The 14,882-nt window shown below is 59.3% G+C and carries 14 protein-coding genes; 9 read left to right on the forward strand and 5 right to left on the reverse strand.

Annotation, left to right across the window (positions count from 1 at the left end):
- Window positions 1-21 precede the first annotated feature (21 nt).
- On the reverse strand, window positions 22-264 hold the full coding sequence (locus ACFWW4_RS04870) for a hypothetical protein (RefSeq protein ID WP_411889834.1): 243 nt from the start codon (window positions 262-264) through the stop codon (window positions 22-24).
- A gap of 335 nt (window positions 265-599) precedes the next feature.
- Between ACFWW4_RS04870 and ACFWW4_RS04875 the strand changes: the two genes are divergently transcribed.
- The 3 genes from ACFWW4_RS04875 (at window position 600) to ACFWW4_RS04885 (ending at window position 4,718) form a co-directional block, all read left to right on the forward strand.
- Complete coding sequence (locus ACFWW4_RS04875; RefSeq protein WP_411889835.1) at window positions 600-1,541, forward strand: nucleoside hydrolase; 942 nt, start codon at window positions 600-602, stop codon at window positions 1,539-1,541.
- A gap of 339 nt (window positions 1,542-1,880) precedes the next feature.
- A complete protein-coding gene (locus ACFWW4_RS04880) occupies window positions 1,881-3,281 on the forward strand; it encodes a hypothetical protein (protein WP_411889836.1) in 1,401 nt (466 codons plus the stop codon).
- A gap of 30 nt (window positions 3,282-3,311) precedes the next feature.
- Entirely contained in the window at window positions 3,312-4,718 is a 1,407-nt protein-coding gene (locus tag ACFWW4_RS04885; RefSeq protein ID WP_411890002.1) for a protein adenylyltransferase SelO, read from the forward strand.
- Here the strand turns inward: ACFWW4_RS04885 and ACFWW4_RS04890 are convergent.
- The 4 genes from ACFWW4_RS04890 to ACFWW4_RS04905 all read right to left on the reverse strand — a co-directional run bounded on the left by ACFWW4_RS04890 (window position 4,693) and on the right by ACFWW4_RS04905 (window position 7,736).
- A complete protein-coding gene (locus ACFWW4_RS04890) occupies window positions 4,693-5,592 on the reverse strand; it encodes a DMT family transporter (protein WP_411889837.1) in 900 nt (299 codons plus the stop codon). The genes ACFWW4_RS04885 and ACFWW4_RS04890 overlap by 26 nt on opposite strands.
- A 42-nt stretch (window positions 5,593-5,634) precedes the next feature.
- Window positions 5,635-6,600 carry a DUF3179 domain-containing protein gene (locus ACFWW4_RS04895; RefSeq protein WP_411889838.1) on the reverse strand — a complete coding sequence of 322 codons (966 nt, stop codon included), beginning with the start codon at window positions 6,598-6,600 and terminating at the stop codon, window positions 5,635-5,637.
- Window positions 6,601-6,691: 91 nt separating this feature from the next.
- Window positions 6,692-7,237 carry a peptidylprolyl isomerase gene (locus ACFWW4_RS04900; RefSeq protein ID WP_411889839.1) on the reverse strand — a complete coding sequence of 182 codons (546 nt, stop codon included), beginning with the start codon at window positions 7,235-7,237 and terminating at the stop codon, window positions 6,692-6,694.
- Complete coding sequence (locus ACFWW4_RS04905; protein ID WP_411889840.1) at window positions 7,230-7,736, reverse strand: peptidylprolyl isomerase; 507 nt, start codon at window positions 7,734-7,736, stop codon at window positions 7,230-7,232. Before ACFWW4_RS04905 ends, ACFWW4_RS04900 begins: the two co-directional genes overlap by 8 nt.
- Before the next feature lie 131 nt (window positions 7,737-7,867).
- On the opposite strand from ACFWW4_RS04905, the gene ACFWW4_RS04910 reads away from it, so the two are divergent.
- From ACFWW4_RS04910 to ACFWW4_RS04935, 6 genes are all read left to right on the forward strand, one after another.
- Window positions 7,868-9,043 carry a phosphoglycerate kinase gene (locus tag ACFWW4_RS04910; RefSeq protein ID WP_411889841.1) on the forward strand — a complete coding sequence of 392 codons (1,176 nt, stop codon included), beginning with the start codon at window positions 7,868-7,870 and terminating at the stop codon, window positions 9,041-9,043.
- 85 nt (window positions 9,044-9,128) lie between these two features.
- Complete coding sequence (locus tag ACFWW4_RS04915) at window positions 9,129-10,736, forward strand: hypothetical protein (protein ID WP_411889842.1); 1,608 nt, start codon at window positions 9,129-9,131, stop codon at window positions 10,734-10,736.
- A gap of 313 nt (window positions 10,737-11,049) precedes the next feature.
- Complete coding sequence (locus ACFWW4_RS04920) at window positions 11,050-11,943, forward strand: fructose bisphosphate aldolase (RefSeq protein WP_411889843.1); 894 nt, start codon at window positions 11,050-11,052, stop codon at window positions 11,941-11,943.
- A 118-nt stretch (window positions 11,944-12,061) separates the two neighbouring features.
- The gene (locus tag ACFWW4_RS04925; protein WP_393929389.1) at window positions 12,062-12,361 is read left to right on the forward strand and encodes an FtsB family cell division protein; all 300 of its coding nucleotides are present in this window, start codon (window positions 12,062-12,064) and stop codon (window positions 12,359-12,361) included.
- A 124-nt stretch (window positions 12,362-12,485) separates the two neighbouring features.
- Window positions 12,486-13,499: a pyruvate dehydrogenase (acetyl-transferring) E1 component subunit alpha gene (gene pdhA / locus ACFWW4_RS04930; protein ID WP_393929391.1), complete on the forward strand. Its 1,014-nt coding sequence runs from the start codon at window positions 12,486-12,488 to the stop codon at window positions 13,497-13,499.
- Between the two features lie 3 nt (window positions 13,500-13,502).
- Window positions 13,503-14,882, forward strand: coding sequence for a pyruvate dehydrogenase complex E1 component subunit beta (locus ACFWW4_RS04935; protein WP_411889844.1), 1,380 nt, complete (start codon window positions 13,503-13,505; stop codon window positions 14,880-14,882).

Raw genomic sequence — 14,882 nt, forward strand, 5'->3', positions numbered from 1 at the left:
TGATCGGACGGGACCCTTTCGTTAGGACGGCAGCAGGCCGGCCTCAACACCTACAGAAATCTCGTCAGCATCCAGCAGGCCATCGCCTGTTGAATCGAGCGCTGTGAATTCATCTTCAGTCATCTCAGGCATCACTGCCTGCAACTCAGGAAAGCTGTACATCCCATCGCCGTTCACGTCGATCGCGGCGTCCTGTGCAAAAGCTGGAACAGCCAGCGCAGTAAGTACAGCAATAGGTGTCAGCAGCTTCATAGTACGGGTCATTTTCGTTCTCCTTTGAGGACATATAAGAAGGCTTTGTACCTTCGCCAAGAGACATGGCGGTCCTGATCGCTACTTACCATAGGTCCCTGAAAAATGGCAAAAAAGCGGCGCAGCGCCGCCAAATTAGAAACAATAATGCGCAATACGGCGCTGATGTTTCCAGATAGGCAATAGGTGTCCTATGATTGTATCTGCAATTGGCAAAGTTTGGCCGCTGGTGCACCCATTGATCATTTTGCAGATGACATTTCGTGATTTCCCACAACCGCCTAACGGCCCTTGCCCCTGCCGCACGGACGCGACACTCTGCGCCTGATACCACAAGGGACAGTGCCATGGCGCCGCGCAAGATCATCATTGATACCGACCCCGGACAGGACGATGCCGTCGCTATTCTGCTGGCTCTCGCCTCGCCTGAAGATGTTAATCTTCTGGGGATCACAGCGGTGGCAGGCAACGTTCCCCTGCCGTTGACCCAGAAAAACGCGCGGATCGTCTGCGAACTGGCGGGACACACCGATACGAAGGTATTCGCCGGGTGCGACGCCCCGTTGGCACGCAAACTGGTCACCGCCGAGCATGTTCACGGCAAAACCGGGCTGGACGGGCCACAGATGGATGACCCGACCATGCCGCTTCAGGATGAGCATGGTGTTGATTTCATTATCGAAACACTGCGCAAGGAACCGGCAGGCACCGTCACGATCTGCCCAATTGGCCCCTTGACCAACATCGCAACCGCATTTCAGCGCGCGCCTGATGTTATCGCACGTGTGCAGGAAATCGTCCTGATGGGCGGCGCTTATTTCGAGGTTGGCAACATCACCCCTTCGGCCGAATTCAATATCTATGTAGACCCGGAAGCCGCCAAACTTGTGTTCGGCGCCGGTGTGCCGCTAACCATGATGCCGCTGGACGTCACGCATCAGGCGCTGACGACACGACCGCGCGTCGACGCTTTCCGGTCCATGGGCACGAAAGTGGGCGATATGGTCGCCGCCTGGACCGATTTTTTCGAACGGTTCGATATGGAAAAATACGGCTCCGAAGGGGCCCCGCTGCATGATCCCTGCACCATCGCTTATCTGATCAATCCTGATCTGTTTCAGGGTCGGCATATCAATGTTGAGGTTGAAACCGGCTCCGACCTGACGCTTGGCATGACCGTTGCGGATTGGTGGCGGGTGACGAACAGGCCCGCAAACGCCGTTTTCATGAAAGATATCAATGCCGAAGGGTTCTATGCGCTGCTGGCCGAACGGCTCGCCAGACTGTAAACCAGCACCCCTTAAACAGAGCATCAGATCCGACCGATCAACCAGTCCGAGAGCGCGGCATTGGCACCCGATTAGACTCCAGAGGCCTTTTGGGGTATACTCAAGTTATTATTAACAAGTCTTTTTATTGATCGGACATTCAAATGCGTCGTTTACCAGTGTGCCTTCTTGGCATTTTTATCGTTTCTTTTGCATCCCTTCTGATCGCTGAAGGCGAGCTTCCCCCACACGCACCCGGCACGATCTGCATCACCCCAAAGGGCTGGTGTTTCGTGGATCAAGGCACAGTCGGCACCCCATGCGGCTGCGGAACCCCCGATGGCTACATCGAGGGCACCCATGGATAAGCGGATTGATATCGAAGCGTTGGACGCGAACCGCGAAATCGATGAAGCATACATCGACGACCTGATCACCGACGCCCGGCTTTATGCGACCTACGGGCGCTACGCTGGATCGTTCAAGGACGAAAGGCTGTTTCAAACCATCGCCTCCAGCCTGCGACAGCGGCCGATCAGTCATCAGCTTGTTGTGGAATTGCAGCAGATTTTGAACGACACGGCCCGCGACATCCCGTTTTCGACGGTAGCAGCGCTGAAGGCTGGCTGGACACCGGGGCGGGCACCGCTTCTGACCAAATGCATCACCTTCGGCCTTGTGATTGCTTCAATCATCCTGATGGTCGTCGTCGCGCGGCTGACCCTGGTCCATAACGAAGGCACCGGGCTGATCGCGCAAGCCGAAGAGCTGATGGCCGACAAACCCCAGCAATCCATTGACCGGCTGGTGCGCGAACACGTACTGGCCCGCCTCCAGATGGAAGAACGGGCCTCCACCGATCCAACCGGCCTGCCGCTCAACGACACCGTGTCGCTGTCACTTCTCGAAGCGAACGAGGCTGAACTGGGCGAAATCACGCGTCGCATGTCAAACCTGCGCGGCGAGATCGGCAATTACATCGCGGTCAGGGCCGTGTTCCCACTAATCGGCATGAAAGAGATTTACTGCTTCAGCGGCCAATACTTCTACGACGCCTCGCAGTCCTACCGCAGCCACTGCCCGGATGCCTCCATTGTCGCAGTAGCGCAAAGCCAGCAATTGCAACAACTGGCAACAGATGCGCCGTGCAGAGAGGCGCTTTTGCCCGACACCGCAGACCCAGACGGAACCGCCTTCACCCGCTGGCGCGAGATGCTGGATGCGGAAAAGAAATCGCTCGCCTGTAACGGCGTCATCGCCTCCACCGATTTCAGGGGCGTGCAGTTTGCCAAGAATGTCGAACAGTTGCGCTGGCATGTGGGCTATTACGCACTCTGGATCCTGCCCGCGCTTTACGGGGCCATGGGCGCGGTGATGTATCACATGCGTTATGTGCTCGACCCGCTGATGCCGCACCCGTCCCTGATCCGCCTGCTGCACCGGGTCGTGCTCGCCTCACTGGCCGGGATCGTGCTGGGCTGGTTCTACGCCCCCGGCTCGGCCATCGAACAGGCCGCGACCAGCGTGGGCTTCTCGCTCTTTGTGGTGTCGTTCCTCTTCGGGTTCAGTCTGGATATCTTCTTTGCCATGCTCGACCGTTTCGTGGCCTTCTCTGAACGGGCGGTGCGCGATGCAACCAAACGCACCGACCATAGCACGCTGGCCTTTGCACGGCGCAAGCTGCCACTGGACGATACCCAAACGGCGATGACCAAACCGGGGCCAAAGGCAGCGCCGGACACAAAACCATCGGGGGTGTGATCTTGGGCGGCATGGCCTATATCCATGGGTATGAGCCAGCCAATCCCCTTCGATAACAGCTATGCCCGCCTGCCCGGGCATATGTTCACGTCCCTGCAGCCGACCCCGGTCAAAGCGCCCGAAATCATCGCGACCAATGCCGATCTGGCGGCGATGCTGGGCATTGATCTAAACGCCATGGACGCCGCAGAAGTCTTCGGGGGTAACAGCGTTCCCGACGGTGCCGCCCCTCTGGCACAGGCCTATGCCGGCCACCAGTTCGGGAACTGGAACCCGCAACTGGGCGACGGGCGCGCCATCCTGCTGGGCGAGGTGGTGGGCAGCGACGGCATCCGCCGTGATATCCAGCTGAAAGGGGCCGGTCCCACCCCCTATTCGCGCAACGGCGACGGACGGGCTTGGCTCGGCCCAGTAATGCGCGAATATCTGGTGAGCGAGGCGATGCATGCCATGGGCGTCCCCACAACCCGCGCATTGGCCGCCGTCAGCACAGGCGAGCCGGTCTTCCGCGAAGACGCCCTGCCCGGCGCCATCATCACCCGCGTCGCCCAAAGCCATATCCGCGTCGGCACGTTCCAGTTCTTTGCGGCTCGCGGCGACATGGGCGCACTGCAAGCGCTGACCGACCACGTGATCGCCCGGCACTACCCCGATGCGACCGGACCGGCAGACCTCCTTGATCTGGTCATCGGGCGCTACGCCCAACTGATCGCCAAATGGATGGGGCTGGGGTTCATCCACGGGGTCATGAACACCGACAATGTCTCAATCGCCGGCGAAACCATCGACTATGGGCCCTGTGCCTTTATCGACGATTTCCACCCGGATTCCGTCTTCAGCGCTATCGACCAGTTTGGGCGCTACGCCTATTCCAACCAGCCCGGCATCGGGGCTTGGAACATGGCGCAATTCGCCACTGCCCTGATCCCGCTTATGGATGATAGGGAGAAGGCGATCACGGATTTTACCGCCGCCGTCCACCGCTTCCCCCCGCTTTACGAAGCCGCCTGGCTGTCCACTTTCGGGGCCAAACTGGGGCTGCCCGACCCAACGCCGGACGATGCGCAACTGATCACAGACCTGCTGGATCTGATGGCAAAGGACAGCGCGGACTTCACCAACACATTCGCGAACCTCGGTTCGGAAAATGCACGCGATCAGTTCCTCGACCGCGACGCGTTCGACGTCTGGGCGCAGCGCTGGCAAAACCGCGCACTGGACCCCGCGCTGATGGCCGCCAGCAACCCCAAAATCATTCCCCGCAATCACCGGGTGGAAGAGGTGATCAGCGCCGGGCGCAACGGGGATCTTGCCCCGTTTCACACCTTGCTTGACGCCGTAACCCAACCTTTCTCAGACCTGACGGACGATACCGCCCCTTACGCCCGGCCACCCACCACGGATGAACGGGTCACACGGACATTCTGCGGGACCTGACAGGTCGGTTGATCAACACCAGCCCAATCGCCACCAGAACCAGCGCGCCAATCAGGTCCGGCCCAATCTCTTCGCCCAGCAACAACCAGCCCAGCGCGACTGCCAGCACCGGGGTCAGAAAGCTGAACGAGGCAACGCCAGAGGCCGGATAGATTGACAACAACCAAAGCCAGAAGATGAACCCGGCACTCACGACAATCACGATCTGAAAGACCAGACCGACAATGTGGATCGGCGCCAGATCACGAATAAACGGTCCAAAAAAGAACGCCGCCAGCAGCAAGATTGGGGCAGAGACAGCGACTTGCCAGAAGAGCTGAATCTCAGGCCGGACGCGCGCCAGCGGCGACGCCTTGGCCAGCAACGCGGTCAATGCCCATCCCCAGGCCGCAGCAAGTGCGGCCAGATCACCCCAGAAATTACCGTCGCCCTCGGCGCGGCGCAGGATCGCCAGACAAACCCCGGCAAAGGCCAGCGTCAACCCAACCGCCTTGGTCGGGGTCAAACGGTCATCGGGGATCACGAAATGGGTCATGATCGCCAGCCACACGGGCATCGAATAAAAGATCACGGCGGATCGGCTGACCGTCGTCAGATCAAGTGCGATGAACATGCACAGAAATTCGAACGCAAAGGTCAGGCCGATCGCCCAACCGGCAAGCAACGTACCCTTTTCAAAACGCAGCGGAATACCCCGCCACTTCATCCACAGCCAGATGCACAGAACCGCACCAGCCGACCGGACACCGGCGAAAAACACTGGCTGCAAACCATCATTGGTGACCTTGATCACCACCTGATTGAACGCCAGCAGCATTGAAAAGCCAGTCAGTGCAACCGCACCAAAAAGATCGATCTGGGATTTCCGTTCCATCCGCGCACCAGACGGGCGCATATGGACGAAGTCAAGCCGCTGTCAGTCGCCCAGCATCCATTCACCCTCCGGCCAGAATGCATGGAAAGCAAAGGCAAACATCACGTCATGAGCCAGGTCATTGCCCGCCGCATCCATCACCCGGACATTGCCAACCTCTTTGCCCGCGCCCAAGCGCCCGGTATCCAGCGCAGATGCCTGCCCTTCGGCCCAGCGCAACGTCACACCCGCCTCGGTCACACTGCCCGCATCGGCCAGGCGGGTCAGCGGCCAGGCCCTGTCACCGACACGCACCACGCGGGCAAGGGCGGGGATGTCATGGGGCGGCAACTCACCCGAATACAGAAACGGACGCTCCGAACTATCGTAACGCACATAGGGATTGGCACCGTAATTCCGCGCGAAATCCGGTTGCGCCATCACCAACCCGTCGGGATTACGGCTGATGAAGGCATCCCAGCTTTCCATCCAGCTTGGCAGGCTCTGCAGCTCCGTGCCGGTCAGCGTGCCCACAATTGCCTCACCAATGGCTTGCTGCCACCAGCTTTCGGTCTCGCGGTCATACATGATCATATCGGAGTTGCGCAGCTTGCCCGACACACCAAAGATCAACACGCCTGCATCCGTACGCCGGTCAAAGGTGATACCCGAATTGCAAAGCGGGCAGAACGTGACGGCCACAGGAATACCGCCCACCTCATCATTCACGATCTCATGCCATGTCAGATAGCGGATCGGATAGGCGCGCGGCACCTCGCCTTCGATCTCAAGCGTGATGACAGGTTCGCGGGGGGTCAGCCGGTTTTCTTCGGACGCGGGAATAAAGGCCGGATCATCAAGCGCCGGTATCCCATCCTTGGGCGGCCCGCCCGACATGATTTCGATCCAGTTCTCTACACTGGTATTCGCAAAATCCGTATTGGGCCATTCGCGCGACCAGACTTCCGGGCTGGCCACGGCCATACCGGCAGCAAGACAAAATGAAAGGACAAGGGTAATCAGGCGCATGGCACTCTCCGCATCGTTTCATGCAGACTGGCCGATGGGCATCACGTGGCATAGCCCCCTCGCAGCAAAGTGAGGGGGCTGGCCTGTTTCGTTACTCGGTCACGCGAACCTCGGTCATCACGTCCGGTTTGCCGATGACAGCACCATTGGGTCCGGTCCCGCGCTTGATCGCGTCGACAATCTCCATGCCGGATGTGACCTCACCCACGACGGTATATTGCCCGTTCAGGAAATAACCGGGCTCGAACATGATAAAGAACTGGCTGTTAGCCGAATTCGGGTTCTGCGCCCGCGCCATACCAATAATCCCACGTTCAAACGGACGATCCGAAAACTCCGCCGGAATATCGTCAAACTGCGACCCACCCGTGCCCGCACGGGACAGATCGCCGCCCATAACACCGTTCTGCACATCACCCGTCTGCGCCATGAAGCCGTCGATCACCCGGTGAAAGACGACACCGTTGTAATCGCCAGCCTCGGCAATCGCCGTGATCTGCGCGGCATGCAGCGGTGCGATATCCTCGAACAGGTCGATGACAATCGTGCCATTCGCCTCGCCTTCGATATCAATCTCCAGCCCTGCGCTGAACGCAGGCGCGGCCATCACGGCCAGTAGGGCTGCCAGCTTATACATCTGCAGCCACCTTGACGCTGATCATGCGGTCGGGGTTCATCGGCGGCTCGCCCCGGTTGATGGCATCCACATGCTCCATCCCGGACACGACCTGACCATAGACGGTATACTGGCCGTTCAGGAAATCATTGTCCTTGAAGTTGATAAAGAACTGGCTGTTGGCCGAATTGGGGTTCTGCGACCGGGCAGCGCCCAGGCTGCCGCGGGCATGCGGGATCTTCGAAAACTCGGCCGGCAGATCAGGCAGATCAGACCCACCCGTGCCCGCACGGCCAATATTGAAATCCTTCTCCATGTTGCCATTGGCCACATCACCGGTCTGCGCCATGAACCCGTCAATCACCCGGTGAAAACACACATTGTCATAGGCACCCGCACGGGCCAGTTCCTTCATCCGGGAGGTATGCTGCGGGGCCACATCGGGCAGCAGTTCAATAGTCACATCGCCGCCCTTCAGGGTCATGATGATCGTGTTTTCGGGGTCTTTGATATCGGCCATGGGTCACTCCTTACCTCTGCGTTGCGCACTGACATATGGCTTGCGCACGTGATTGCCAACCCGCCCCTGTTGACGCGGGCAGCGCATTGCCGCAACAAGCCTCGTGAAACCGCATCATGGGGGAATGAACGATGGGCTGGAAAACACTCGACGATATGGATTTCGCAGGCAAGCGCGCGCTGGTGCGGGTCGACATCAACGTCCCCGTCGAAGACGGGACCGTCACCGACACCACAAGGATTGAAAGGATCGTGCCCACGGTCGAAGATATCCAGGACAAAGGCGGCAAGGTCATCCTGATGGCGCATTTCGGACGGCCCAAAGGCAAGGTCGTGCCAGAGATGTCGCTGGAAATCATCGCCCCCGCCGTGGCCGACGTGCTGGGCCTGCCGGTGACATGGGTCAATTCCGACTACGCTGATGCGGTGTCCGAAATGCAGGGGGATGAGGTTCTGCTTCTGGAAAACTTGCGCTTCAACCCCGGCGAGGAAAAGAATGACGAAGGTTTCGCCAAACGGCTCGCCTCGCTCGGGGACATTTATGTCAACGATGCGTTTTCCGCTGCCCACCGCGCCCATGCCAGCACCGAAGCGATTGCGCGGCTCCTGCCCGCCTGTGCCGGGCGCCTGATGGCCGAAGAACTCGGCGCGCTGGAAAAGGCGCTTGGCCATCCCGAACGGCCTGTCGTCGCCGTCGTCGGTGGGGCCAAGGTATCGACCAAACTCGACCTGCTTGGCAATCTGGTGGGCAGGGTCGATCATCTCGTGATCGGGGGTGGCATGGCCAATACTTTCTTGGCCGCGCAAGGGATCAACGTCGGCAAATCGCTTTGCGAACATGATCTGGCCGACACCGCCCGCGACATCCTGAAAAAGGCCGAAGCCGCAGGATGCGAAATCATCCTGCCCCGCGACATCGTCGTCGCCCGCGAATTCCGGGCCGGTGCCGCCAATGAAACCCTCGCCCCCGACGCCTGCCCCGACGATGCAATGATCCTTGATGCCGGGCCCGCAACCGTCGCCTATATCAGCGAGGTGTTGGAGCAGGCCAAAACACTGGTCTGGAACGGCCCGCTGGGGGCGTTCGAAATCGAACCCTTCGATGCCGCCACAAATGCAGCCGCCAACAAGGCCGCCGCATTGTCCAAGGCCGGGCGGCTCACCTCTGTCGCCGGTGGCGGTGATACGGTCGCGGCCTTGAACCAAGCGGGTGCAGCGGATGATTTCACATATATCTCCACCGCTGGCGGGGCTTTCTTGGAATGGATGGAGGGGAAAACCCTACCGGGTGTCGCAGCCCTCGGGTAAACACCCCTGACGTAGCGTCACAAAGAACACCCTTGATAATGAACGCTGTTCACATAATATGAACAGCGTTCACAAGGAGTGTACCATGACCTATAAATCCCTCACCGTCTGCGCGACCATCGCCCTGACGATCGCAACACCCACCTTTGCCCAGGATCGCGACCCCCAAGCCACCTTGGGCGAATTCTTCTCTCCCGACCGCATTGCCATGGCCATCGCCAATACCGGCATCTCGGCCATCCGCACCCGGATGGAACTGCAATACGACCACATGTCAGCAGACCCGATGCGCGGCATCGTTTCGATCTCCGGCATCGTCGCGCGGCCCCTTCTGCCCTACGATCAGGCGCGCCAATGCGAAATCACGATCGAACGCGCCACACTTAGCAGCGACTTCGCCCAACCCTTCCAGACTGCGGCAGAAATCAACCTCAACCTGATCGGCGCGCGCGCCAGCCTCGCCTGTGTGGAGCGCGATATCGCCTTGGCCTTACGCACCGCAGGCTACAAGGACGTGCCACTCGATCAATTCAAGATACGTGCCAGCTATGAATACACGACCGGCGAAACGGCCTTGGACAGCACTGTCGCCATCAACGGCTTTGGCATTCTGGACTATTCGGCCAGCGGCACCATCCTGCCGCGGCTCGGCGATTACGGATATCCCGGTGACCCGGCGATCCGTGTCTCGCGCGCGGTTGTCACGCTCAAGGATGATGGCGGCTGGGCAGCCATGTCCGCCGTGCTGCCCGAAAACCTGCGCGACCCCGTGACCATCCGCGAACTGGGGACCGAGTTTGTTTCGCAGGCACTTAGCGAAGGTGGGCTACGCCCGCTTGGCGCGGTGGAGCGGAATTTCATCGGTGAACTGATGACAGAGGTTGAAGCATTCGTGACCGACCCTGGCGAAATCACCATTCAGGCCGATCTGCCGCCCGGCGGCATCGTGATTGAACCCGATCTCTACGACACGCCACAAACGCTGATCGCCGCCCTTGGTTTGCAAGCACGCAGCACACCGCTGGCGCGCAGCCAGATCCTGACCACCGCCGATCTGGCCGCCCTGCAAACGCCTGACAACCTGTCGGCAACACAGCGAATAACCCTTGCGAATGCATTGCTCGACGGCACGGGCGTACCACGCAGCGGCGCGCTGGTGCCTGACCTGCTAACACCATTGCTGGATGACCCGGACAATGCAGGTCCCGCTGCCGCACTACTGGCCCGCGCCACCGAAAACAGCGACATTCCCGCCGCCTACGGCTACGCACTGATTGCTGCCGCAGACAACATGCCCGGCGCCGTCGCGCAGCTTGACCGGCTGGAGGCGCGGATGACAACGCAGGCGGTGCTGGCCGCACAGGCCGACTACCTGACGACCACGCAGGCACCTGCCGCCATCACCCTTGTCTCAGGCGACAACCCCCGCGATCTGCGGACGCTGGCGCTCAATTACTTCGCCGGAACCGGCGAGGCTCGGTCATATGCCCGCGCCTATTACTATGCGCTTCTGGCCGAGGCCGCAGGCGATATCGCCGCAACCTCGCTCCGCGAAGAGATCGAGGCACGGTTCGGCGCACGCGGACCACAGGTGGCACAGGTCTGGCGTGGTATCGCTGCCGAAATGCAGCAGCGTGCGATCACCGACTGGATCAACGGCGACCTGCCAGCGCAATATCTGACCAGTAACTAACAAACCGCATGGGCACCGGTCGGGGCATTTATCCCGCCCGGTGCCTGCAAAACTGCCATACGCTTTGCCGACGCAAATCCGACGCGATGCCGACAGCACATTTCCCAGCAAAAATTGGCGTTAACCATTGATTCGCGGCTTTGTCGCGAAATCACCGTTCGGTGGGGGGGTCACGCAACACCTGTCACGGCCCGCCGATCTTCCTGCAATCTGTTAGCGCCACCACAATTGCAACAGCCAAACCCGTCGCTTAGAACAGCTGTTAACGGGCCACGAGCCTGCCCTTCGTCTCATTGTTTAAGGTGAATTTCTCATGTCAAATCAGGAACAAGCAGCGCAAGTCCGCAGCGCCGACGGCTTCATCGCCGCACTGGATCAAAGCGGCGGATCAACCCCCAAGGCGCTCGCCGCCTACGGCATCGACGCGGACGCCTATTCCAGTGACGCCGAAATGTTCGACCTGATCCACGCCATGCGCAGCCGGATCGTCAACGCGCCTTCTTTTACGGGCGACAAGATCATCGGCGCCATCCTGTTCGAGATGACAATGGACCGCAAGATCGGCGGCAAACCCTCCGCCCAATACCTTTGGCAAGACCGCCATGTCGTTCCTTTTCTGAAGATCGACAAGGGCTTAGAGGCTGAAAGCGACGGCGTGCAGCTCATGAAACCGATGGATCAGCTCGACACGCTCCTGCCCCGTGCCGCCGCCGCCGGCATCTTTGGCACCAAAATGCGATCGGTCATCAACGCCGCCTCCGCCAGCGGGATCGCGGCCAACGTCGCCCAGCAATTCGAAGTCGGCAAACAGGTACTCGACCACGGCCTTGTCCCGATCCTCGAACCCGAGATCAACATCAAGATGACCGACAAGGCCAAGGCCGAAGAAATCCTGCGCGACGAAATCCTCGTCCATCTGAACAAACTCGGACCCGATCAGCACGTCATGCTGAAACTGACCCTGCCAGAGCAGCCAAACATCTACCAACCCCTTGTCGATCATCCCAACGTCATGCGGGTCGTGGCCTTGTCCGGCGGCTACAGCCGCGATGAAGCGAACGCGCGTCTGTCCCAGAACAAAGGTGTCGTCGCCAGCTTCTCACGCGCCCTGACCGAAGGTCTGTCCGCCCAGCAAAGCGATGATGTGTTCAATGAAACGCTCGGCCAAACCATCGACGAAATCTTCGCCGCCTCCGTCGCCGGCTAACTTGCGGAAACATCAGCGAAAAGAGTGACTTCCGACATTTAGGGGATTCACATTGCGTTGCGTTTGTGCGATTCTTGCCCAAAGTCGCCCGTCAGAGGCGATGTGATGAGGCAAGCTGATGTTACGACGTAACCGTCCCCCGCTGGGCACAGTTTTCTATTTTCTGGGCGCGCTGATGCTGGGCCTCTATTTCACCTTTGCCGCTGTGCAGGGCGATTACGGTCTATTCAAACGCATTGAAGTCAAGGCCGAAGGTCAAGCCTTGGAAGTTGAACTTGCCGGCCTTGAAGCCGAAGTCGCCCGGATGGAAAACCTGACGACCCGGCTGTCTGATACCTATCTTGACCTGGACCTGCTGGACGAACAGGCGCGCGACGTGCTGGGCCTGATCCGCGCGGACGAAATCGTCATTCGCTAGGTGCAATCCGGCTATGATCGTGGCTGGTGACGATACGTCACTTTGCCCCTCGCAATTCTTCCGAACATGCTCTAAAAGATAGTTTAACGCTAAACTATATTGCACAAGCGCCGGAGGATAGCACATGCCGCCTAAAAAGAAGGCCGCCGCGAAACCCAACGTCTCAGCCGAGGAATTGCTAGGACATTACCGTGAAATGCTGCTGATCCGCAGGTTCGAGGAAAAGGCGGGCCAACTTTACGGCATGGGCCTCATTGGTGGCTTCTGTCACCTCTATATTGGACAGGAAGCGGTTGTTGTGGGCCTGGAAGCCGCAGCAGAGGAAGGCGACAAGCGTGTCACATCCTATCGCGACCATGGCCATATGCTGGCCTGCGGCATGGACCCCAAAGGGATCATGGCCGAACTGACCGGGCGCGAAGGCGGCTTTTCCAAAGGTAAAGGCGGCTCCATGCACATGTTCTCGAAAGAGAAGGATTTTTATGGCGGGCACGGGATTGTCGCGGCGCAGGTCCCGCTGGGTGCTGGCTTGGCCTTTGCTGATAAATACAAGGGCAATGATCGCGTGACTTTCACTTATTTTGGTGATGGGGCCGCGAACCAGGGTCAGGTTTATGAGACCTACAACATGGCCGAACTCTGGGATCTGCCGGTAGTCTTTGTCATTGAAAACAACCAGTACGCCATGGGGACATCGGTAAAACGCTCAACCAAGTCACCATCGCTGTGGGAGCGCGGTGCCGCTTACGGCATTCCCGGCGAAGAGGTAGACGGCATGAACGTTTTGGCCGTCAAAGAGGCGGGTGAACGCGCCGTCGCCCACTGCCGGGCAGGCAAAGGCCCATACATTCTGGAAGTGAAAACCTATCGTTATCGCGGCCACTCCATGTCCGATCCGGCCAAATACCGGACCCGCGAAGAAGTCCAGAAGATGCGCGATGAGCGGGACCCAATCGAACAGGTCCGCGAGATGCTGCTGACAGGCAAACATGCGTCCGAAGACGACCTGAAGGCGATCGACAAAGAGATCAAGGGCATCGTGAACGAAGCGGCCGAATTCTCCAAGGAAAGCCCGGAGCCCGCGCTGGAGGAGCTTTGGACCGATATCTACGCAACAGAAATCCCGCAGGAGGCTTGAGCCATGGCAACTGAAATTCTTATGCCCGCCCTGTCCCCTACCATGGAAGAAGGCACGCTGGCCAAATGGCTGGTCAAGGAAGGCGATACCGTGTCGTCAGGCGACATCATGGCCGAGATTGAAACCGACAAGGCCACGATGGAATTCGAGGCCGTGGACGAAGGTGTCGTCGGCAAGATCCTGATCGAGGAAGGTACCGAGAACGTCAAAGTGAATACGCCCATCGCCATTCTGGTGGAAGAAGGTGAAGACGTACCGGAAGCCGGCTCATCACCCGCTGCCGCGAAACCCGAAGAGCAGAAATCGGAAGCGCCTGAGGAAATGCCAGCAAAAGCGCCTGCCGTTGCAACACCTGCCGCACCGGCCCCGGATGCCACGCCAGATTGGGATGAAAGCGTAGAGGTCAAGCAAACGACCGTCCGCGAGGCACTGCGCGACGCCATGGCCGAAGAGATGCGCCGCGATGACAACGTGTTCCTGATGGGGGAAGAGGTTGCCGAGTATCAAGGTGCCTATAAGATCAGCCAGGGCCTGCTCGATGAATTCGGCGCCAAACGGGTGATCGACACGCCGATCACCGAACATGGTTTCGCCGGGATCGGCGTGGGTGCAGCCTTTGGCGGGCTGAAGCCCATCGTTGAATTCATGACGTTCAACTTCGCCATGCAAGCTATTGACCAGATTATCAACTCTGCCGCCAAGACGCTTTACATGTCAGGTGGTCAGATGGGCGCACCAATGGTGTTTCGTGGCCCGAACGGTGCCGCCGCCCGTGTGGGCGCGCAGCACTCACAGGACTACGCCGCATGGTACATGCAGGTGCCGGGCCTCCGGGTCTGCATGCCGTATTCTGCCGCTGACGCAAAGGGGTTGATGAAAACCGCGATCCGCGATCCCAACCCGGTGATTTTCCTCGAGAATGAGATCCTTTACGGCAAGTCATTTGATGTGCCTGTGATGGATGATTTCACAATCCCGTTCGGCAAGGCCAAGATCGAACGCGCCGGGGATGACGTGACAATCGTCAGCTTTGGTATCGGGATGACCTACGCGCTGGAAGCGGCTGAGAAACTGGCCGAAGACGGTATCAATGCCGAGGTGATCAACCTGCGCACGCTACGCCCGATGGACACTGACACGATCCTCGCATCGGTCCGCAAGACCAACCGCTGTGTCACGGTCGAAGAAGGTTGGCCGCAAGGCAGCGTTGGCGGCTATATCAGCTCGGTCATTATGCAAGAGGCGTTTGACTATCTCGACGCACCGGTGATCACCTGCACGGGCAAGGATGTCCCGATGCCTTATGCCGCCAACCTTGAAAAACACGCACTGGTGACGACTGATGAAGTGGTCGATGCCTGCAAGCAAGTGACCTACCGGTAG

It is taken from the genome of Yoonia sp. SDW83-1, assembly GCF_046762885.1.
Lineage (GTDB): Bacteria > Pseudomonadota > Alphaproteobacteria > Rhodobacterales > Rhodobacteraceae > Yoonia.